The organism is Streptomyces sp. CA-142005 (genome assembly GCF_050942335.1).
Classification (GTDB): Bacteria; Actinomycetota; Actinomycetes; order Streptomycetales; family Streptomycetaceae; genus Streptomyces.
This window is the reverse complement of sequence record NZ_CP192078.1, coordinates 912250-932975: the sequence shown is the minus strand read 5'-3', so window position 1 is coordinate 932975 and position 20726 is coordinate 912250. Positions and strand designations below refer to the sequence as shown.

At 71.5% G+C, this 20726-nt stretch carries 20 protein-coding genes and 1 pseudogene; 8 read left to right on the top strand and 13 right to left on the bottom strand.

All coding sequences use genetic code 11. The annotated features are described in order from the left end of the window. The first annotated feature begins 11 nt into the window (after positions 1-11). On the top strand, positions 12-1232 hold the full coding sequence (locus tag ACQPXS_RS04645; protein WP_433447178.1) for an ABC transporter permease: 1221 nt from the start codon (positions 12-14) through the stop codon (positions 1230-1232). A gap of 126 nt (positions 1233-1358) precedes the next feature. On the opposite strand, the gene ACQPXS_RS04640 is transcribed toward ACQPXS_RS04645, so the two are convergent. Further along, positions 1359-2753, bottom strand: a complete 1395-nt coding sequence (locus tag ACQPXS_RS04640) for a hypothetical protein (protein WP_433447176.1) — start codon at positions 2751-2753, stop codon at positions 1359-1361. Then, complete coding sequence (locus ACQPXS_RS04635; protein ID WP_433447174.1) at positions 2750-3541, bottom strand: alpha/beta fold hydrolase; 792 nt, start codon at positions 3539-3541, stop codon at positions 2750-2752. The genes ACQPXS_RS04640 and ACQPXS_RS04635 overlap by 4 nt, the downstream gene beginning before the upstream one ends. A 271-nt stretch (positions 3542-3812) precedes the next feature. Here ACQPXS_RS04635 and ACQPXS_RS04630 point away from each other — a divergent pair, with 271 nt between their 5' ends. After that, positions 3813-4229, top strand: coding sequence for a DUF2267 domain-containing protein (locus ACQPXS_RS04630; RefSeq protein ID WP_433447172.1), 417 nt, complete (start codon positions 3813-3815; stop codon positions 4227-4229). 311 nt (positions 4230-4540) lie between these two features. Here ACQPXS_RS04630 and ACQPXS_RS04625 read toward each other — a convergent pair whose 3' ends face one another. Continuing rightward, positions 4541-5320 (bottom strand): alpha/beta fold hydrolase, encoded by a 780-nt coding sequence (locus ACQPXS_RS04625; RefSeq protein WP_433447170.1) that lies wholly within the window; start codon positions 5318-5320, stop codon positions 4541-4543. A gap of 126 nt (positions 5321-5446) precedes the next feature. Next, the gene (locus tag ACQPXS_RS04620) at positions 5447-5899 is read right to left on the bottom strand and encodes a YbhB/YbcL family Raf kinase inhibitor-like protein (protein WP_351812869.1); all 453 of its coding nucleotides are present in this window, start codon (positions 5897-5899) and stop codon (positions 5447-5449) included. Positions 5900-6025: 126 nt separating this feature from the next. Here ACQPXS_RS04620 and ACQPXS_RS04615 point away from each other — a divergent pair, with 126 nt between their 5' ends. Next, entirely contained in the window at positions 6026-6331 is a 306-nt protein-coding gene (locus ACQPXS_RS04615; protein WP_356308577.1) for a hypothetical protein, read from the top strand. Positions 6332-6368: 37 nt separating this feature from the next. Here ACQPXS_RS04615 and ACQPXS_RS04610 read toward each other — a convergent pair. Further along, positions 6369-7337 (bottom strand): annotated as a pseudogene (locus tag ACQPXS_RS04610) (sigma-70 family RNA polymerase sigma factor). A gap of 226 nt (positions 7338-7563) precedes the next feature. Here ACQPXS_RS04610 and ACQPXS_RS04605 point away from each other — a divergent pair. Beyond that, on the top strand, positions 7564-8895 hold the full coding sequence (locus tag ACQPXS_RS04605) for an erythromycin esterase family protein (RefSeq protein ID WP_433447167.1): 1332 nt from the start codon (positions 7564-7566) through the stop codon (positions 8893-8895). 49 nt (positions 8896-8944) lie between these two features. On the opposite strand, the gene ACQPXS_RS04600 is transcribed toward ACQPXS_RS04605, so the two are convergent. Together ACQPXS_RS04600 and ACQPXS_RS04595 are read right to left on the bottom strand one after the other, a co-directional pair. Continuing rightward, on the bottom strand, positions 8945-9331 hold the full coding sequence (locus ACQPXS_RS04600) for a DUF2267 domain-containing protein (protein ID WP_366488361.1): 387 nt from the start codon (positions 9329-9331) through the stop codon (positions 8945-8947). 230 nt (positions 9332-9561) lie between these two features. Continuing rightward, positions 9562-10707 carry a hypothetical protein gene (locus ACQPXS_RS04595; RefSeq protein ID WP_433447165.1) on the bottom strand — a complete coding sequence of 382 codons (1146 nt, stop codon included), beginning with the start codon at positions 10705-10707 and terminating at the stop codon, positions 9562-9564. Between the two features lie 110 nt (positions 10708-10817). Here ACQPXS_RS04595 and ACQPXS_RS04590 point away from each other — a divergent pair, with 110 nt between their 5' ends. Next, the gene (locus ACQPXS_RS04590) at positions 10818-11564 is read left to right on the top strand and encodes a hypothetical protein (RefSeq protein WP_433447163.1); all 747 of its coding nucleotides are present in this window, start codon (positions 10818-10820) and stop codon (positions 11562-11564) included. Here the strand turns inward: ACQPXS_RS04590 and ACQPXS_RS04585 are convergent. Then, the gene (locus ACQPXS_RS04585; protein ID WP_433447161.1) at positions 11542-12366 is read right to left on the bottom strand and encodes an urea transporter; all 825 of its coding nucleotides are present in this window, start codon (positions 12364-12366) and stop codon (positions 11542-11544) included. The two genes, ACQPXS_RS04590 and ACQPXS_RS04585, sit on opposite strands and share 23 nt — an antisense overlap. Continuing rightward, positions 12312-12674, bottom strand: coding sequence for an urea transporter (locus ACQPXS_RS04580; RefSeq protein ID WP_433447159.1), 363 nt, complete (start codon positions 12672-12674; stop codon positions 12312-12314). The genes ACQPXS_RS04585 and ACQPXS_RS04580 overlap by 55 nt, the downstream gene beginning before the upstream one ends. A gap of 147 nt (positions 12675-12821) precedes the next feature. On the opposite strand from ACQPXS_RS04580, the gene ACQPXS_RS04575 reads away from it, so the two are divergent. Further along, entirely contained in the window at positions 12822-13067 is a 246-nt protein-coding gene (locus ACQPXS_RS04575) for a Smr/MutS family protein (protein WP_399177262.1), read from the top strand. Positions 13068-13129: 62 nt separating this feature from the next. On the opposite strand, the gene ACQPXS_RS04570 is transcribed toward ACQPXS_RS04575, so the two are convergent. From ACQPXS_RS04570 to ACQPXS_RS04555, 4 genes are all read right to left on the bottom strand, one after another. Further along, complete coding sequence (locus tag ACQPXS_RS04570; protein WP_433447156.1) at positions 13130-14350, bottom strand: RNA-guided endonuclease InsQ/TnpB family protein; 1221 nt, start codon at positions 14348-14350, stop codon at positions 13130-13132. Between the two features lie 192 nt (positions 14351-14542). Continuing rightward, positions 14543-15565, bottom strand: coding sequence for a TolB family protein (locus ACQPXS_RS04565; protein ID WP_433447154.1), 1023 nt, complete (start codon positions 15563-15565; stop codon positions 14543-14545). Then, positions 15562-16944 carry an MFS transporter gene (locus ACQPXS_RS04560; RefSeq protein ID WP_433447152.1) on the bottom strand — a complete coding sequence of 461 codons (1383 nt, stop codon included), beginning with the start codon at positions 16942-16944 and terminating at the stop codon, positions 15562-15564. Before ACQPXS_RS04560 ends, ACQPXS_RS04565 begins: the two co-directional genes overlap by 4 nt. A gap of 24 nt (positions 16945-16968) precedes the next feature. Further along, positions 16969-17817, bottom strand: coding sequence for a glycosyltransferase (locus ACQPXS_RS04555; RefSeq protein WP_433447150.1), 849 nt, complete (start codon positions 17815-17817; stop codon positions 16969-16971). 345 nt (positions 17818-18162) lie between these two features. Between ACQPXS_RS04555 and ACQPXS_RS04550 the strand changes: the two genes are divergently transcribed. Both ACQPXS_RS04550 and ACQPXS_RS04545 read left to right on the top strand, forming a co-directional pair. Beyond that, positions 18163-19602, top strand: a complete 1440-nt coding sequence (locus tag ACQPXS_RS04550; RefSeq protein WP_433447148.1) for a sugar transferase — start codon at positions 18163-18165, stop codon at positions 19600-19602. A gap of 38 nt (positions 19603-19640) precedes the next feature. Continuing rightward, entirely contained in the window at positions 19641-20696 is a 1056-nt protein-coding gene (locus ACQPXS_RS04545; protein ID WP_433447146.1) for a Gfo/Idh/MocA family protein, read from the top strand. Positions 20697-20726: the final 30 nt, after the last annotated feature.

The window sequence follows — 20726 nt, the reverse complement described above, 5'->3', positions numbered from 1 at the left end:
GAGGCAAGACCGTGAAGACCCCGTTGGCGGGAAACCAGTCATGGCGCCGTGTGGCCATCATGGCAGTGGCATTGCCGCTGGTGATCTCACTGGCAGTGATGGCCTATGCGTGGCCTGCGGCGCGCATTGCGCCGCGCGACCTGCCAGTGGGGATCGTGGGCACGAGTACGGCAAGCCAGGGCGCGGTCGAGGGCCTGGCTCACAGCGAGCCGGGCGGCTTTGACTTCCGTCTCTACCCCGACGAGGCGTCGGCGCGCTCCGGTATCAGGGAGCGGGACGTTTACGGTGCCTTCGTCGTCACCTCCGGCAGTCTCACCGTGCTGGAGTCCACCGCCGCGAGCCCGACCGTCGCCCAGTTGCTGGGCAAGGCGGGGCGGCAAATGGCCGCCCATGCGTCCAAGGCGGCCGCGGCCCGTGCTGCCTCAGCTGCCCACGGCACGTCCGCTCGCTCCAAGCGAGGCAAAGCCGGCGCCGAAAAGCCGGCGCGGATCCGAGTGGGGACCGTGGATGTCGTTCAGACCTCGGCAGATGACCCCCGCGGCGTCGTCTTCAGCTCGGCGCTTCTGCCGCTGACGATCTGCAGCATCATGATCGCCTTGGTCATCGCGATGTCACTGCGGCTGCGACCCGTGTCCCGTCTCATGGCCTTGATCGTGATGAGCGCAGCGGCGGCCCTCGGGGTCTACGTGGTTGCCCAGGGCTTCCTCGGCGCACTGCCGCACGACCATCTGGCGACCTGGGCTTCCTTGGCACTCACCATTTTCGCCATCAGCGCCACCACTGCCGGGGCAGTCGCGCTGGTGGGTTCGGTGGGGCTTGGGCTGAGCGCGGTGCTCATGGTCTTCGTCGGCAACCCGTTTTCCGGCAGCACATCCGCACCAGAGCTGCTGCCCAAGGCGGTTGACGACATCGGCCAGTGGCTGCCGCCGGGCGCCGGCGCGAGCCTCGTGCGCGGTACGGCCTACTTCGACGGCAATGACAGCGCGGGCCACATCGCTGTCCTTGCCCTGTGGAGCGTGCTGGGACTGGCAGCCGTCCTGTTCGGCCACCGTGCGTCCCCCGTGGCGAAGGGACCCGTCGCCAGCGGGGGCGCGACAGCGGGTACGGAGGGTCCGGCGAACGACGTCGCGACGCCTCATGTGCCATCCGCCGAGGAGTCCTCACACTCGACTTCGCCTGCACGCATCGATGTGCACGCACACGCGCACGCCCGACACGCCGCGGGCGCGTGATCCAGCCCTTGAGGAGAGCGGCGCGCTGCCTGGGCACGACCAGGACGACATCAACGGCCTACTCAGTCTCGACGTCTGCCACGGCCGGCCACTGTGACAGTGCATGATGAGGCCGTGCTGGGCGATTCATCGCACCGGACGCCAGACGATGTCGTCCCGGGCGGTGAGTGCCGTGACCGCGTCGGCAGCGGCGAGCGGTAGAGGCAGTGGGTAGCGGGTGCGGATTTTGGTCAGTTCCCGGTGCGAGCGGACGAAGCCGGCGAAGTCGCGTGGGTATGCGGCGGCATCCACGCCGGTCAGGAGGCCGATCTTGCGGGCGCGGGCGGCCGTACGCTGCCAGTCCTGCGCGTGGGCCAGGCCGATGGAGTCGGTGCCGTGGTTGAACAGCAGGATCCGGATCTCGTCGTAGGGGGCGGAGGCGTCCAGGTAGGAGTCGAGGCCCGCGCGGGACGCCTCCGTGCCGAAGACGGTCCAGTACGGCACCGATCCGGTGCGCAGGGTCCACCAGGGTTCGAGCAGGAGGAACGACTCGACCAGGAGTCGTCCGGTGGGCAGGCCGCGCTCGGCGTACCAGGCTCGGTGGAGGTCGGCCACGGCGGGGCTGAGCCGTTGTGGTGTGTCGAAGCGCAGCAGATGTGTATCGAGCCGGTGCTGTCCGGCGTAGGCACGGATGTCATCGAGCAGCGCCGGATCCAGGCCCCATTCGGCTTCCGGGCTCTCGCCGTCGGCGGCGGGCGGGTCCCAGCGGCGCGCCGGGGCGCCGTAGCGGGCGAGCAGGTCGGCGACGCGGGGCCCGCCCTGATGGTATTCCTCGGGGGTGGCGTCGCCGAGAGCGCCGAACTGGAACACGTACCGGTCGTCGATCCTGGTGGTGGGCCAGCGCAGCGTGCAGTCGGCGATGACGAGCAGGCCGCCGGGGGACAGACGGTCGCGGATGAACCGGCGGTAGGCGAGGGGGATCCGGCGCCATTTGACCCGGAAGTACGTCATGCCGGCGATCATGAGGCGGTCCTGGTTGGGATCGTGCATGTGGTGCAGTACGAGGTCGGGGTTGGCCGCGAGCAGCGCCCGGCCGGATTCGTGGACGGCGGCGAGGTCGCCGCGTGGATCGTCCGGAGCGACGCCGCGGCGGCGGACCGGCAGCAGCAGCGTCTGCGGCAGCCAGGCCGCATCGAGGGCGGCGGCCAGGTGCACCAGGGCGCCGTTGGCGGATCCGATGAAGATCACTGGGTAGCGGCGCCGGGGGTAGTGGCCGGTGACCCACTCGGCGAGTGCCTCCGAACGGACGTCGCCGACGCGGTGCCGCGGGATGGCCTCCGCCCAGCCGCTCGCCGCGTACACCCGTTCCCGGGCCGCGATCGGCAGCCGGTTCAGGGCGCCGAGCACGCCGGACAGCGGCAGCTCGAAGGCGGCGGGGAGCGTGCCGAGGGCCGGCGTGTCCCGCCCCGCGAGGAAACGCGACAAGGCACGCAGCATGCCGGTGGCCGAGTCGAACGAGGCGACCGCCTTGGACGCCTTCATGTCGCCGACCTCTGCTCCTGCGACCCCGGCCGGTCGCCCGCGCCGGCCGCCGCGCATTCGTGGGCCAGGAAATCGGTGACGAGCGCGGCCAGCGAGTGCGGCTGCCGGTAGGGGACCATGTGGCCGGACCTCTCCACCATGGCCAGCCGTCCCGCGGGCAGCAGCCGGGTCACCTCCTCCGCCCACTCCTGGGGGACCATCCGGTCCTGCGCCCCGCGCACCACCAGCGTCGGCACGACGACGTGGGGCAGCTTGTCCTCGATCCGGTCGCGCAGCGACTCGGTGAACGCGCCGGCGATGCGGCGCCCGCCCGCGTCACGGTAATCGGCGAGGTTGAGCGGTGCCATCGAGACGCGCTCGTGGGGCGCGTTGCGCAGCCAGCGCAGCAGCTGTCGGAGGAAACCGCGGGCGGCCGGGTCGAGGGTCGGTCCCACAAGGACCAGTCCGGCGATGCGGTCCGGATGCCGGACGGCGGCATCGACGGCCACCTGACAGCCGAAGGATCCGCCGAGGAGCACCACTTGGCCGAGGCCGACGGCGGCCAGCCACTCCGCGAGCGCGTCGGCCAGCGCCCGCAACCCCAGCGGGTGGCGGGGGCCGGCGCTGGCGCCGAATCCGGGGAGGTCGACGGTCCAGGCGTCGTGGCGATGGCCGAGGACCTCGATGAACGGCTGGAACTCCCGGCTGGAGACCCCGGCACCGTGGACACACACCACCGGCGGCCTGCGTCCGGCGATCCGGCAGGCCACCATCGGCCGGCCGCAGACCTCCGCCGTGATCCGTTGCATGATCGATCCCTACCCGGAATCCGCAACGACGACCACTGCGCCATCGACCGCCGGGGAAGGTGAGGACTGCGGACCTGGCGGTTGCTCGTCAGCGTGATGGCTGATTCACCGCGATATGTGCCGCGCGTCGCGGAGACTTCGGCGTGGGCCGCGTACGGCGGTCCCGTCATCCCGTGTACGCGTCGGTCCCACGGGCACCCGTGGAAACGCGGCCCTCAAGGCCGCCCCAGATCCCTTGGGCATGACCCCGTCCTCACCAGCGGGAGGCAGCATGATCAGCCATCGGCAACTGGTGGAAGAGGTGGCGTCGCGGGCCCGGCTCGACGACACGGAGGCCGCCGACGCGGCCGTGCACCTGGTTCTCGCGGCGCTGAGCAGTCGGTTGGACGCGCCGTGCCGTGAGCATCTGCGCCAGGCCGTGCCGGCCCATGAACGCGGGGCGCTGACGTACGGCGGCGAGGCGGCGGACGACTCCGCGATGCGGCTCGACGAACTGCTGGCCGATGTGGCCCGGCCCGTGGACGCCACTTTGGAGCAGGCACTGTTCCTGGCGCGGACAGTGGTCTGCCGGCTCACGGCCGAGGACACGGCCCTGGAGGCGGAACTGCAAGGCGCCCTGCCGGACGAGTTCGGGATGCTGTTCGCGGAGCCGGATCCGCTTCCGGAACGGTCCAGCCGCGCCACGTAAGCACCGGCCCCGCTCGGCGAGGAGGAGATCGCCGCGGCGCTGCGGCAGCGTCCCGGCTGGTCCGGTGACGCCGGTGAACTGTCCCGTACGGTCGCGCTGCCGGCCGACCGCGTTCAGCTGCTGCTGACCCAGGTCGAGCTCGCCGCCGACGACCTCGGTCATCGCCCCCGCAGCATGCGGACGCCGGACGGTCCCGTGCAGGCCGTGACCCCGCTCGACCTCGACCTCGCCGAGCGGATCGACGACGCGGTGCCGGCGGTCGGCGGCGGGTCCGCAGGCTGATCAGCGATTGCCGCGCGGCCCCGGCCGGCTCACCGGACCCTTGCGGCCAGCTCCCGTACCGGCTCGGACCAGGCATCCGGGAATGGCCAGGGGAAGGTGTGCGCACCCGGCACTTCCAGATAAGTGCCGTCCGGCACCAGTGTGGTGAGCCGCCTGCCCCACTCGGGGGTGCTGATCCGGTCGTCCCGGCCGCGGATCACGAGCAGGGGCACCCGCAGCCGGGCGACGGCGTCTTCCAGGTCGTCCTCGGCATGGACCCGCGCGATGTGCACCATGCGCCGCAGTCCGGCCCGCTTCCACTCCGGACGGTGCGACTCGGACAGTCCGGAGGGCTCGTACCGCGAGTCCAGCCGCCAGCGCAGCAGCAGCCGTGGCAGGGTGCGCGCGAAGGGGTCGACGGTGGGGCTCGCCAGCACCAGCGCGACGACGTTCGGTGCGGCCGTCGCCGCGCGTGCGGCGACCTGGGTCCCGCTCGAGTGACCCATGAGCACGGTACGGGCGGGGCCCCGCGACCGCAGCCAGTCCGTGACCGAGCGGCCGAACTCCGGCACGTCGAGTTCGTGCGGCGGATCCCCGCTGCCCGCGAAGCCCGGCAGCTCCAGCAGATGCGCGCGGGTCCACCGGCCGAGGGTGGCCAGCCCGGGCAGCAGGTAGTCGGCCACGCCCATGCCCTGCACGAGGACGACCTCGGGCATGTCCGGCCGCGGCCGTCCGACGGCACGACTGCGCATGCGGCCCAGCACGCCGTCGTGGAAGGCGATGTCGATCTCCTCGGGGAAGGGCGGGCTGCTCCGGTCCGGAGGCGTCACGGAACATCACGCCCCGGCAAGCGGTATCGGGTACATCGCCTCGGGGCAGGCGCGTCCGGACGTACGGCGGGGGCGGCGGGCACGACCAGGCGTCGACGGGGGTGACGGGCATGCCTGCCGCCGTCGTCAGCGCTGATACAGCCCGACGATGGTGCCGCTGGCCAGCTGCTGCCGGTCGAGAACGGCGTGTACGTCGTCGGCGGTGGCCCGGTCCGGGAGCGAGACCGGGGCGGGGAGGGCGTAGAGCCGGAAGAAGTAGCGGTGGGCCTCGTCGCCGACCGGGGGCTGCGGGCCACCCCAGCCGCGCTCCCCGAAGCCGTTGCGATGTGCCTGGCTGCCCTGTGGTGTCTCGCCGGCGTCCAGGCCCCCCACGTGGGGGTCGATGCCGGTGACGAGCCAGTGCACGAAGGTTCCGGACGGTGCGTCCGGGTCCTCGCACACCAGGGCCAGTTCCGCCGCGTCGTCCGGTACTCCGGACCAGGTGAGCGGTGGAGAGACGTTGTCCGCGTCATGGGCGTGGTGGCGCGGGATCATGGTGTGATCGCTGAAGGCTGCGCTTCTGAGTTCGATACCGGCCATGCGACCGGAGTACCCCGGGCAGGCACGGGCATACGACCGAACCGCACGGGATGACCGGGGAGGTGCGGGGTACCCGCCCGACCGGCACAGCGGTGCCAGGCAACGAGGAAACGAGGAGACGAGGAGATGACTGCGATGCGGTTCATCGGGCTGCTCCTTCTCGCGGGCGCGGGCGCCTTCACGGCCCTCGCGATCGCGGGCAACCTGTCCGGCGGGCCCGATTACACGGTGTCCGTCCTCGATCACGACGTCGCCACGATGAGTGGCCTCGCCGTGTTCAGCTCCGGACTCGCGCTGGCGCTCATCTTCTGCGCGGGCCTGGCGATCATGGTGGGTGGGGCGGCACACGCCGGCCGGCACCGGGGCTCCCGGCCGCGCCGGACGCGGCCCACGACGCTCGGCGGGACGAGCGGCCCTGACGCCAGGGCCTGAACAGCGTTCGGGCGCGAGCAGTCCGAGCGGTGGGCCGTCAGCTCGCCCAGTCCAGCAGGCGCTCGCCCGTCTCGGGTGCTCGCAGCCGGCTGAGGGACTGCTTCTCCAGCTGGCGGACGCGTTCCAGGGTGAGTCCCACCTGCTCGGCCACCTGTTGCAGCGTGCGCGGATGCCCGTCGTGCAGACCGTAGCGCAGGCTCAGGATCATGGCCTCGCGGGGAGCCAGCACACCCAGGGCGTCCCTGAGCTCCTCGGCGAGCGCCCGGTACTCGGCGACCTGCGGGGCCTGGAGGACGTCGGTGGCGGGGATGAGGTCGCCGACCACGGTCTCGCCGGTGTCGTCCACCGGTGTGTCCAGGCTCAGCGCCTGCCGCCCGACCCGGCGCAGCCAGGCGACCCGTTCCTCGTCGAACCCGCTCTCCCGGGCGACCTCGTCGTCCGTCGGCTCGTGGGCTTTCGCGAGCTTCTGCAGCTGCTCCACGACGTGCATCGGCAGCCGTACGGTACGAGCGTGCTGGGCCAGGCCACGTTCGACCGCCTGCCGGATCCACCAGGTGGCGTACGTGGAGAACTTGAAGCCCTTGGTGTGGTCGAACTTCTCCACCGCCCGCATCAGTCCGAGGTTGCCCTCCTGGATCAGGTCGAGCAGGGGCGCGCCCCGGTGCGCGTGCCGTTTGGCGATCGACACCACGAGCCGCAAGTTGGCCCGGATCATGTGGTCCTTGGCGCGCGTGCCCTCCCGAACGGCCGCCTCCAGTTCACGGCGCCGCGGTGGTGAGAGGGAGGCCTCGCCGGTCTCGGCCCGCTCCAGCTCCCGGGCGGCGTGCACACCGGCCTCGATGGCCTGGGCCAGCCGGACCTCCTCTGCGGCTTAGAGCAGCGGGGTCGCGGCGATCTGGGTCAGGTACTGGCCGAGCAGATCCGGCTCGTCGCCGGCCTCCGGGACCCGGGTGCGCGGGCGTGCGGACCGGGCGGCGGCACGGCGGCGTTCTCGGGGGTCCGCCACAGCGGATCGTGCCGGGGGGGCATCGTTTCGGCCTCCGACTCCTGTCGCTTCTCCTCTGTGCTCCCAGAGGCGCTTTCGAGGGCGGGTACCCGGGCCGCAGCCTCAGGACACGTGCGCTCCCGGCGCGCGGACGTCTCCTGGTGCCGGGGCGGGGCCGCCCGCACGCCGTTTCGGGCACGGCGCCACGGGAACCCGGTGCGGGATCCGCGGAAAAGGGGAGAACGCCGTGCCCGACACCGACCTGGACCGCATCCGCAGTCACGCCCTGCCGCTGACCGACCCGGCGTCGCTGGACCCGCTGATGGAGCGCATCGGCGACGCCCACTACGTCCTGCTCGGCGAGGCCTCCCACGGCACCGCGGACTACTACCAGTGGCGCGACGCGGTGACGCGCCGGCTGATCGAGGAGAAGGGCTTCTCCTTCGTCGCGGTGGAGGGCGACTGGCCGGACTGCCAGGCCGTGCACTGCTGCGTGGTCGCCGCGCCGGACGCGCCCGAGGATCCCGGCGAGGTGCTGGCGGGCTTCAGCCGCTGGCCGACGTGGATGTGGGGCAACACCGACGTGGTCGCCTTCACCCGGTGGCTGCGCCGGCACAACGAGGCCCGGCCGCCCGAGCGGCGCGTGGGCTTTTTCGGACTGGACGTCTACAGCATGTGGGAGTCGCTGCAGGCGGTGCTGTCCCATCTGCGCGAGCACGATCCCGGCCGGGTGGAGCACGCCCTGGAGACGTTCCGCTGTTTCGAGCCGTATGCGCAGGACCCGCAGGCGTACGCGCTGTCCACTCGATACCTGCCGGAGGGCTGTGAACCCCAGGTGGTGTCCCTGCTCACCGAGCTGCGGCGGCGGGCCGCGCAGGCGGCCGCCCTGGACGGCTCGCTCGCGGAGTTCGCGGCCAGGCAGAACGCCGAGGTGCTGGCCGGGGCCGAGGCCTATTACCGGGTCATGCTCGATAGCGGGCCCGAGTCGTGGAACATCCGAGACCGCCATATGGCCGACACCCTGGACCGGCTGATGGAGCATTACGGCCCCGATGCCAAGGCGGTGGTGTGGGAGCACAACACCCACATCGGCGACGCGCGCGCCACGGACATGGCCGACGTCGGCGAGGTCAACGTCGGCCAGCTGGTGCGCGAGCGGCACATGGGCAGGGGCGTGGTGCTGGTCGGGTTCGGCTCGCACTCCGGCACCGTGATCGCCGCCGACGCGTGGGGCGACGTCCCCAGGGTCATGGGCGTGCCGGCCGCGCGCACCGGCAGCCTGGAGGATCTGCTGCACCGGGCGCTGCCCGGCGAACGGGCGCTGTTCGTCTTCCCGCATGTGCAGCTCCAACACCCGCCCCCTTCGGGCCGGGGCGAGTGGTTCCACCAAGAGCACGGTCACCGCGCGATCGGCGTGGTGTACCGGCCGCAGTACGACCGCATCGGCAACTACGTCCCCACCGTGCTGGCCCAGCGCTACGACGCCTTCTGCTACCTCGACCGCACACACGCGCTCACACCGCTGCACCCGGTGGCGGAAGACAGCCGGGAGGAGCAGACCTGGCCTGCGGGCGTGTGATCAGCTGCCACGCAGTGCTTCGGGCGCTGCAGGCGCTCCCTGTCCCCCGTCAGGTCAGTTCGGGATGGCCGAACAGCGCGGCGTATCCGCTCGGCAGCAGGCTCAGCAGTTTGTGCAACTCACCGCCCGAGACGGTGTCGCCCACGGCGGTGAGGACCACTTCCGCGTCCCTCCGGGCGGTCGCCTCGTCCTCGGCGGCGGCCCGGGCCACCTGTCGGACGAACTCCTGCACGCCCCAGGTACGTCCGGTGTTGCCCACACCGGTGACGAATTCGCCGATCTCCAGCGGCAGTTGATCCGCCAGGTGATCCGCCGCGGTGGGTTGCAGCCGGTCGCCGAACGTACAGAGAACGGCTTCGGTGACGCGGGTTGCCTCGTCGAGGTCGGCGTACTCTCCGTGCTCCCGCACGGTGGCGAGGAATTCGGTGGACGTCATGATTCGCTCCCCAGTGGTGCTCCCAGTGGCAGGTTGATCAGCGCCAGGCCGAGATCAGGACGGTGGAACAGCACCGTGGCCCGCGAGAACGCGCCTACGGAGGTCACCTGGGACGCTCTGCTGCCACTCCATGCGCGCCCGGGTACCCGCGCCGTATGGCACCAACCGCCGTCCGGCGGCGGCCACGCCGGCGGGGCTCGCCGCTGCCGGGCGGCTTCCTCGCCGGGGTCCTACCGGGGACCGTCGGCCGGCACGGTCCGATAGCGCAGGAGGACACCCACTCCGTCGGTCATCTCGACGCGGTCCGGCGGCAGCACGATCAGTTCGGCTCCGGTGCGGACGGCGGCGTAGAGCAAGGCCGCGACGGCCGGTTCCTCCTGGACCGCGGACACTCCGAAGGTCTCCAGGTCCGAAGCGGACAGCGCGATCTGCGGCGGCTCCGTGCCCAGCCACAGCCGCTCGGCGAGCCGGGCGCGGCGGTCGAGCAGCAGGGCTCGGGCCTGTCCCTGCTGCAGGGCGCGCACGGCCGCGCCGACGCCCTCCGATTGCCCGGGGTGGCGGGCGCGTTGCGCCAGGAACGTGTCCAGGTGCCTCTGGTCTGCCGCGTTGAGGCGCCCTTCCAGCACCCGAGCCGTGTGCTCCTCCAGCAGGGTCGGGCCGGCGGCGGCCTCCGGGCCGGTGACGCAGTCGTCGTCCACCACCGTCAGACGGTCCCGCAGAGCGCGAGGCCAGCGGTTCACGAGCATGCCCGACGCCCAGGCGTCGTCCCGGGCCCGGCACAGCACGATCGACTCGGCGCGGTGCCGCTGCGCGAGGTCGCCGAGTTCCCGGGCGACCTCACGGGCTGCGCGCCGCCATCCTTGGATCGGAATCTGGTGACTCAGCCGGTGCTCCGGCTTGACCCTCCCGGTGGGCCACCGCCCGGCCTCGGAGACGATCAGCACGTACTCGCCCGCGACACGGTCGCCGGTGCTCTCGTCCGGGGTCCACTCGTTGCCGCAGGTGAGGGCGACGGCCAGGTACGGAATGTCCGGCGCATGCTGTACGGCCAGCGGCGCCGCGTCGGGTAGGGCGTCAAGCCGGGCCGTGTCCCGTACGGGCGGCTCGGGCAGCTCCTCCACCAGAGCGAGGTGCCCCTGCGCCGCGAACAGCGCCTGGCCGTGCCGTCCGGGCAGCGCCTGATCCGTGCCCACGGCCACTGCGAGAGCGGAGACGGTGGCATGGTCCGCTCCCTGGGCCAGCAGGGCGTCCCGCTGGTGCCGCCAGCGCAGGTCGATGGCTCTGTCGGGATCGTCGGTGTCCCGCGAGGTGTCGAGATAGACGCTGGCCCACGGGCCGGATGCGCCGAAGAGGGGATCGAGGAACGCGAGCTTCACGGGGCCCGGGTACCCCCGAGGAGACACGACGGCACCCTGCCCTGCCGAGCCATCGCCTGTGGCACACGGGGTACTCGCTGGTCATCGGCTGTGCGGGGCGGTGAGCGGCGATGGCGAGCGACATCCTCGAACGAGGCGACATCTATTTCGTGTACCGGCCCCGAGTCGAACAGGAGCAGGCTCACGACATCGAGGACGTCCAGCGCCTCTTCGTGATCCTCCAGCCTTCCGGCAGCGACCGCAGCCGCCGCCTCGTCATCGGGCGCAAGCACTTGCCCCGGCCCGACGAACACGAGCGGTTCTGGGGCTTCGTCGACGAGGTGGCCAGTCGGCCGGAACCCGTCGCGGAGGACCTGCAGCGGCGGACGTACGAGACACGGACGCAGGGCAAGCGGACACAACCCGCGGCGAGGCCGGCGGGAGAAGGCCGCTACGCGATCGTCCGGCACGGCAGTCACACGCACCTGACGTACGAGCTCGAAATGCCCGCGCAGCCGGGCGCCGTCCAGAAGGAGCTCACCATCGAGCCCGAGGCGAGCTACATCCTCGCGGTGAAGAATCCCCGGGCGGGCGCGCCTGCCGGGGCCGGTCTGCCCGCGCGGCAGCGGGCCGACCTGCCCGGCCGCGAGCAGGAGCGGTTCGAGGGGCGGCGTTTCACCGGCGCCGAGCCCCAGCTGCTCGACCAGGAGGGCACCGAGTTCATACTGATCGGCGCCGCCCACGGCGTCGAGGAGGAGCTGGACGTCCGACTCGACACGGAGGCCGAGAACCCCGAGTGGGCCGACATCTTCCGCCGCCTTCACATGTCGCGTGAGAAGCACCCGGTGGAACCGCTCACCAAGGGGGAGTGGCGTTAGGAGACCCCGGACGCAGCACAGCCGGTGAGGCAGGTGCCGGCGTGGGCCACCCGGCCGGGGCAGGCCGGTGGGCCCTGATCCCGGGATCCGGTGCGTCAGTGGCCTGGTCGCCCTGGAGGGGCTCGGCCGGCCGGTTCGCGGTGCGGAGGGCGGTGGGGCCGGTGATGTGCGGCAAGGAGCGGGCGGCCGCCAGGAAGCCGAGCGTCGTCAGCACGAACGGCCACGTCAAGGGATGGCCGCCGGAGGGGGCGAGGAGAGCGGCGACGGCCGGGGTGAGGGCGGTCGCGGTCGCGGTGCCGAGCAGGGCGTACAGCAGTGTCGTCGGAGTGGCGGCCAGGAACACCCCGCAGAGGGCGAGCGCGACGAGAACGGCGTTGTAGCCCATCGTGCCGTCGGCGATCCGTGCGGCCGGCGTGCCGAGCGCCCAGGCCGTCAGGATGCCCGTCGCGCTGCCGGCGCAGGCCAGCCACCCGGCGACGCGGCTCGCCAGGAAGAGAGCGGCCAGCACCAGGGCCCCCGCGTACCACTGCTCGATGAAGAGGACCTGGGACACGTTGTGGAAGAACGCTTCCCCCACGTCGTTCCATCGCAGGACCGTGGGTCCGGAGCCGGCGCCGGGTGGCACGGCGATGCTCCGGCCGTGCGGCCGGATCCGCCGGAAGGCGGGCGCGGCCAGGGTGACCGCGCCCGCCAGCAGGCAGTAGGGCATGGTCAGGGCCGGCAGATCCCAGACCTGTAGCAGCCGGGTCATGGCCGCCGTGACGACGGTGACCACGAGGCAGGCGGAGGCGGCGAGCAGCACCGCGGCCGGCCTGCCCGCGCCGCGAGGAACACGGCGCAGCAGAGGGCGATCAGGCAGGAGTTGAAGCCCTCCAGTCCCACGCGCACCCGGTCACGCGGAGCACCCAGCAGGTGTGCCGCACCGGTTCCGAGGGCGGCACCGCCCAGTGCGTACGCGCCGTACCGCCAGTCCGCGGTGAACAGGGCGAGGGCGAAGACGGCGCCTGCCCAGGCGCTGTCCAGGAACATGACCTGGGCGAGACCGCGCAGCACGCGGAGGACGAACCCCTGACCCCGGCCGAGCGCCTTCAGCGTCACATGGCGCCGCATACTCAATCCCAGCCTACCCACTTTTTCGCCTGGTGGCATTGTATTTCCACATAGCGGCATTGCCGTACGGCCGGAGCGGGCGGGTGGGAGCGAGGCGATGATGGATCGGTGCCCGGGCAGCCGTGCCGCATCACTGGGAGGTTCCGTATGCTGTCGCTCGATCTCCACCCGATCTTCCGCAACAACCGCGACATCGAACTGACGCTGCGTCAGTTCCTCTTCAGGGCGAACCACTCGGGCGAGCCCGTTGCGGAGATCATTCCGGGCAAGGGCTCCGGGCGGCTCAGGGATCGCGTGCTCGCCTTCCTGGACCAGAAGCACATCAGGAAGCTGTACGTCCGGCGCGAGGTCGACACGGGCAACGCCGGACGCATTCTCGTCTACTTCCATTGAAGGCTCCCCTCCCTGAAGGGAGGGGACTCCTCACCCTCCAGGGTTGAGCGGGGATTTACGGCTCAGGCCGCCACCGGAGCCGGCGGCTCGGGTGGTCTTACGCCCTCGGCACCGTCCGGGTTCCAACCTGCCCGGACCAGCATCACGCGGGCGGAGTTCTTGTCCCTGGGGGACACGGCTCCACACGCGGTGCAGGCATACGTTCTCATCGACAGAGGAAGTGCGTGCTTGGTTCTCGCTCCGCACTGCGCGCAGTCCATCGTGGTGTGCGCCGGGTGCACGAGACGGACGTCCCGCCCGTGCTTGCGGCCCATCTCGACCAGGGCACGCTTCGTCGCGGCGATGGCGGCATCGGCCGCCTTGCGGGCCATGGTCGTCTTCGCCAGGAACTTCGGCCTGAAGTCCTCCACCGCAACCCCGTCGTGGCCGCGCATCACGGACTTGGCCCACTTGCGGGCGGTGTCCTCCCGCTGCCTCGCGATCTTCTTGTGCAGCTTCGCCGCCTGTGCCTGCGCCTTGCGGTAGCCCGCGGATGCGGGCCGTCCCTTGGGACGCCGGCGCCGGGCCATCATCCGCTGGTACCTCGCCAGCCGCTGCGCGGCCCGCCTGCCGTGCTCGGCATGCGGCAGATCGTAGGCGTCGTCGGTGGTGGTGGCGGTCTCCTTCACACCCCAGTCCACTCCCAGGACGCGGCCGGTCTCACAGAGCGGCTCAACCTGAGCAGGGACGACGAAGGACGCATACCAGTGGCCGAGGCTGTCCTGGTACACCCGCACACTCGACGGATCGGCCGGCAGCTCCCGTGACCACACCACCCTCAGCACGATCCCGCCGGCAAGGTGCAGGCGGCCGTCCCTGAGGCGGAAACCGCGCTTCGTGTAGTTCAGGCTGGGCCGCGCCTCACGCTTCCTCTTCCACCTGGGCATCCCAGCCCGGCGCTGCTGCGGCAACCGGTCCTTGATGTCCTTCAGCGCCTTGGCACGGGACCTGGCGAAGTCCCGAATCACCTGCTGCTGCGGCACGCTCGCGCCCTCAGCCAGCCATGGCGACACCCTGCGGGCCTCGGTCAGCATCTTGTCGAGCTGAGCCGGACCACACGTCAGCTCCTCGCCGGTCGCCCGGCCCTGCGCGTGGACCTGCTGGGACTTGGCCACGCATTCGTTCCAGATCCAGCGGCAGCGATCCCACTCCGCTTCAAGCGCGCGCCGCGCGGCAGCCGACACGCGCACACGGAAGGTGTACCGGGCATGCCCGGTGTCCTTCGCGGATGCCTCCGTCGTCATGCATCCGAACCTACCCGAGAGGACCGACAGTTGAGAGTTCTTGATCACGGTGGGCGACAACACCGCCGTAGCGGGGTGGACGCCGGACCGCCCTGCCGGCCATCCTGCTATCCCTGCCCTGCTCCGCAGGAGCCCGATTCCTCCCTGGCCCGAAGACCGGGGCATCCTCGGAGAAACCCGGTGATCGCGGCCCTACAGCGGTGCCGGGGAGGAAGCACCCGCGATCAGCAGGCGGGGGGTTCCGGAGCCGTCCGCGGGCACGCTCCACAGGTCGCTGCTGCCGACCCTGCCCTCGGTGGGGAGCGCGTAGGCGACGGTGCGGTTGTCGAGCCAGGTCGCCTGGTCGTCCACACTGTGGCGTTCGGCCAGCGCGGTCTCGTGCAGGGTGCGCAGGTCGAGGACGTACTCGTGCCAGAGGTTGGTGCGGGACAACACCCGCTTCTTGAAGGCGACGCGCTTCCCGTCGGGGGAGAGTGACGGGCACTCCACGTTCTCGACCAGGGTCGTGACCGTGCGCCGGGCGATGGAACCCCGGACCAGGTAGGTCTTGTCGGCGGTGTTGAGGGTGGCGTAGAAGGTGTCGTCGTCGGAGGCGAAGGTGACGCCCCAGAAGTTGATGTCCGAGGCATGGTAGAGCCTGCCGTCCTTGACGACGGAGAACGTCTCCAGGCTGGGAGTCAGCCGCATGGTCCGGGTGTCCAGGATCGAGGTCCGGGTGGAGAAGAAGGCGGACGAATAGGACTCGCCGGAGACGAAGACGGTCCAGGCGGCGAAGCGCCCGCTGGGTGAGACCCGGGCCCGGCTCGGAGTGCCCGCGAGCGCGAAGGTGCGCCGGGTGCGCAGGTCGGCGTCCAGCAGCAGCGCGCGGTTGCTCTGCTTGAGGACACCGGGGTTGGACTGGAGGCAGATGCCCGTGCCGGCGGCCGCGTAGAAGCGCGCGCATTTCAGGGCCGACGCGGTCCGCCCGTCCTTCGGGTCCGTGGACGGTACCGAGGCGACCGCGGTGCGGTGCGGTCCGGGGGCCGCGTTGACAAAGGCCAGGCGGCCGTTCTGGTCGAGTGTCAACTTGCCTGCCCGGACGGCGGGATCGCCCGACTGCGGCCGGTTCGCCCGGTCCGCGCGGGCGGCGGCGTGCAGGACCACGCCGGTGCCCAGGCCCGCCAGGAGCAGGACCGCCGCGACGAGTATCAGCAGACGGCGGTGCAGCGTTGTCATCCGGATCCTTGTGGCTGTGATGGTGATCGGGTTTCGCCGGTCGGCCGCAGCACCACGCCCGCGACGGCCGCGCAGCACAGGAGGCCGACCGCCGAGCCGGCCAGCGCCGGGCCGTCTCCCCACGCCGTCCAGGCGGCGCCGAAGGCCAGTGAGCAGCAGAACCGGGCCAGCGCCTGGCTGGTGCCGACGATGGCCAGGCCGCTGGCGCGCAGATGCTCGGGCACGAGACCGGCGAGAGCGGCCGGGAGCACCCCGTCGGTGGCCGCGTAGAAGGTGCCGTGCAGGGCGAGTACGGCGGGGACGAGCAGCGGTGTGTCCGGGGCCCACAGCAGGAGGCCGTACGCGGTGAGCAGACCCGTGTGCCCGGAGAGGAACACGGTGCGCCGCCCGACCCGGTCGGCCAGCGCCCCGACGGGCACGGCCAGCAGCAGGAACACGACGGCCGTGCCCAGCGGCAGCAGCGTGAACCACTCCTCGCCGACACCCGCACGCCGCTGCAGGAGCAGATACACGAAGGCGTCGCTGACGGTGGTCAGGCCGAGGAGGGCGGCACAGCCGGCCAGCGCCCGCAGCCGCGGCAGGCGCAGCAGCGCCAGAGCCTCGCGCACACGGACGGGCGGTCTGCCGCCCCTCACATCCGCCGTGCCGCCGGCCTCCACGGTCCCACCGGCTTCATCGCGCGCACCCGCTGCGTCCCGGGCACCCGTTGCGTCCGTCGGCGCGCCGTGCCCTCCGTCCGCACCCTGCCGCCTGCCGGGTACGAACAGCACCAGCACGACCACGCCGAGCACGGCGACGCACGCGCTCACGCCGAACACGGCGTCGTAACCGTCGGCCGCAGCGCGGAGGATGAGGAAGGCTGTCAGGGGACCGAGCATCGCGCCGGTGGTGTCCATCGCCCGGTGTACGCCGAAGGCCCGGCCCTGGTTCCCGGCCGGTGTGGCCAGGGAGATCATCGCGTCGCGCGGGGCGGTGCGCAGGCCCTTGCCGGTCCGTTCCAGGGCCAGAACCGTGCCGAGTGTGCCGAGGCTGCCGGCGAGCAGGAGCAGCGGCTTGCACAGCGCGGACAGGCCGTAGCCGAGACCGGCCAGCAGCTTGTGGTCCCGCACCCGGTCGGCGAGGTGGCCGCCGGTGAGCTGGACCAGTGCGCTGACGCCGTTGTACACGCCGTCGAGGGTGCCGAACCCCAGCGGGCTGAAGCCGAGCGTGGTGACGAGGTAGAGCGGCAGGACGGCCGTGACCATCTCCGAGGAGACGTCCGTGATCAGGCTGACCGTGCCCAGCACGAGCACGACCGGGGCGACCTTGGCCCCCGGCCCGCGTCTTCGGTCCCGGTCGGTGCCCGCCTTGACGGGCGCGGAGCGGTCGGTGAGATACAAGACAAGGCTCCAGGTGCGGTGCGATCAGTTCTGCCGGCTGCTCTCGTCCCGTAGCCAGGTGCCGAAGTCCTGTGCCCTGATGGCTTTTCGGGCCTTCCGCCGGGCGGCGACCGCAGCGCCGACGAAGACCACGACACCCGCGAAGAGCCTCGGCTCCCGGCGGAGCAGGTCCTTGAGGTCCGCCTTGCTCGTGCGCGCCGAGGCCTGTTCCGGTCCCCGATGCTGTTCGACCTGGGCGGTGGACACCGCGGCCCGGACCCGTCGTTTGATCAAGTCACCCCAGGTGCGCGGCGGTTGGATGACGACACTGGCTGCGCGGACCACGAGCCGCTCCTCAGGGGCGAACGCCAGGGACGCGGCCAGGTCGTCCGCCATGAGCGGGGGCAGAGCGGCGATCCGGGCCTGCCCGGCCTTGGAGACCGCGATGACGCCTCGGCCGAACAGCCCCTCGTGTACGGCGGGGAGCCGCTGCCACACCTGGTAGTAGGCACGCACCGGCCATGCGCAGGCGGCCAGCGGGATCTGCCGTTCCGGGGCGGTGGCGAGGATGTCCGAGGCGTCGTCGGTCAGGGGCTCGGTCAGCGCCCGTACGTCGGCGCCCGTGATCACGACGTCGGCATCCACGTAGAGCCGGGGGAAGCCGCGCGCGTGGTCGTCACCCGCGCGAAGGGCCGCGTGCTTGGAAGGGACGGGGGTCTCGACCACCCGGACGCGCGGGCCGCGAGCGGCGGCGATCCGTGCGGTGTCGTCGGTACAGCCGTTGCACACGACCACGATGTCGGTCTCGTCCTCGGGGGAGTCGGCCAGCAGCGAATCGAGGAGCCGGCCGATGACGCGTGCCTCGTTGTGGGCCGGGATCACGATGCTCGTCACCCGGGCAGTATGGCGGCGAAGTCGCCATTGCGCTGCGTGTTTCGTCCAACTGTTCCCGTGACTGCGTCCAGTGGTCTAGATTGATGACCGCCGGACCGGTTTGGGAGGGTGCCTTGCAATTGACGGCATGTCATTGCACGGCGTGATGAACCGGATACGACACAGGCAGTAACCAACATGCTGGGGGGCATGAGGCGGTTGGGGAACCGCTGAAGGCTTCCTTGTTTTCCAGTGCCGCAGTGCTGAGGAGACACATGCGGTGCTGATTCAGCCCTGGCTGCGCACTTGCGATCACGTGTGCGGTTGCGTGTGGTCAGGGGGAGCCGCGCATGTGGTGGGGGGCGCATGACCATTGAGGTCACGCATGAGCACCTGGATGTGGAACACAGACGTCCAGAAGGTCGCCGAAGACGTTGGGAACGGAAGTACCGGTTAACTCTGCTGGTCGCGGACGGCCTCGCAGCCGTCGCCGCTGCCCTGGTCATCCACGGGGCGTACGGCCGCTGGGCGGTGGCCCTGGCGCTGCCCCCGGCGTGGATCGTGGTGATGCTGGCCCACCGCTCCTACGACCGCAGCGCCCTCGGCCTGGGGACCGAGGAGTATCTGCGGGTGCTGCGCGGTGCCGTCGCCCTGCCGGCGCTGGCGGCCCTCGCGTACGGGCTGTTCACGCACGATGAGCGCCTGCTTCATGACATGATCATGTCCGCGGTGCCGGCCGTCGCGATCGCCCTGCCGGTCCGGTACACGCTGCGCCGCCGGCTGCACCGGCTGTGGGCACGGGACCGGGACCGGAGCACGACCCTGCTGGTCGGGCCGTCACCCGGCATCGCGGAGCTGGTCGCCGTGCTGCGGCGCGGCGGCGTACAGGAGCTGCAGGTCGCCGGCGTGTGTCTGAGCGATCCGCGGAACGCCGTGGAGATCCGCAAACTGGGGCTCCCCGTCCTCGGCGGCGTCGGCGACATGAACGACGTCATCCGGGCCCTGGGCATCACCACCGTGGTGATGCTCCCGGCGCCCGAGTTGGACGCGGCCGTGCTGCGCCGCATGGCCTGGACGGCGGCCGCACAGGGCGTCGAATTCCTGCTGGCCCCCGTGCTGGCCGACGTCTCGGCCTCCCGGCTGGCGGTACGGCCCACCAACGGGGTCCCGCTGCTGCGCATCCAGGCGCCGAACCTCTCCCGGACGTCCCGGCTGCCCAAGGAACTGCTGGACCGGACGCTCGCTGCGGCGCTCCTGCTGTTCCTCGCGCTGCCCATGCTGCTGATCGCCCTGATCGTCCGGCTGGACAGTTCCGGGCCGGCGCTGTTCAGGCAGCAGCGGGTGGGCCGGTACGGCGACCACTTCACCATGCTCAAGTTCCGCACGATGCGGGCGGACTCGGAGGCCCTCCGGGCGGAACTGGAGCACCTGAACCAGAACAGCGACGGCCTTCTGTTCAAGGTGAAGGAAGACCCCCGGATCACCCGGGTCGGCTCCTTCCTGCGCCGCAGCTCGCTCGACGAACTGCCGCAGCTGCTCAACGTCGTCAAGGGTCACATGTCGCTCGTCGGCCCCCGCCCGCCGCTGCCCGAAGAGGTGGAGGAGTACACGCCGGACATCAAGCGCCGGTTGCTCGTCAAGCCGGGCCTCACCGGACTGTGGCAGGTCAGCGGCCGCTCCGACCTGCCGTGGGAGGAGGCGGTCCGGCTCGATCTCGGATACGTGGACAACTGGTCGATGGGCCTGGACGTGTCGATCCTGGTGCGCACCGGGTCCGCGGTGGTGCGGGGAACGGGGGCCTACTGATGGGCCGCCTCACGATGGACCAAGGGGAGAGGAACCAAGTGACGCAGACCACGCAGCCGTTGGGTGTCGCGGTCGTCGGGGCCGGCTACTGGGGCCCCAACCTCGTCCGCAACTTCCAGGCCAGCGACCGGTTCCGGCTGCGCTGGCTGTGCGACCTCGACGTGGACCGGGCCCGACGGGTCCTCGGCGGCTACTCGACGGTCGAGGCCACGGCGGACTACGCGGCCGTCCTCGCCGATCCGTCCGTGGACGCCGTCGCCGTGGCCACGCCCGCCGGAACCCACCTCGACATCGCCCTGACCGCCCTGCGCGCCGGCAAGCACGTCCTGGTGGAGAAGCCGCTCGCGGCCACCTACGCCGACGGGATGCGCCTGGTGACCGAGGCGGAGGAACGCGGTCTCACCCTGATGTGCGACCACACCTACTGCTACACGCCCGCCGCGGGCCGCATCCGGGAGCTGGTCCGCTCCGGCGAACTCGGCGAGATCCACTTCCTGGACTCGGTGCGGATCAACCTCGGGCTCGTCCAGAAGGACATCGACGTCCTGTGGGACCTGGCCCCGCACGACCTGTCGATCCTGGACTTCATCCTTCCCGACAACGTCGAGCCGGTCGCCGTCGCCGCCCACGGGGCCGACCCGATCGGCGCGGGACAGGCCTGCGTGGCCTATCTGACGCTCACGCTCAACACCGGGGCCATCGCCCACGTGCACGTCAACTGGCTGTCCCCGACCAAGGTGCGCACCACCATGGTGGGCGGCGCCAAACGCACCCTGATCTGGGACGACCTCAACCCCCTGCAAAGGGTGGCCGTTTACGACCGGGGCGTGGACCTGGCCTCCCCGCAGGAGATCGGCGCGGACGAGCGCCGGGACATGCTGGTCTCGTACCGCTCCGGAGACATGGTCGCGCCCGCGATCGGTGAGAAGGAAGCGCTGCGCAGCATGGTCGACGAGTTCGCCGACGCGATCAGGACGCGCCGGGCGCCGCTCACCGACGGCCGGGCGGGCCTGCGCGTGCTCGACATTCTCGAGGCGGCGTCCCGGAGTCTCGAATTCCGGGGCGCGGTCGTCGGCCTGCGCGCCGGACGTTGAGCGCATCGGTTCAGCGGATCCACTTCACTG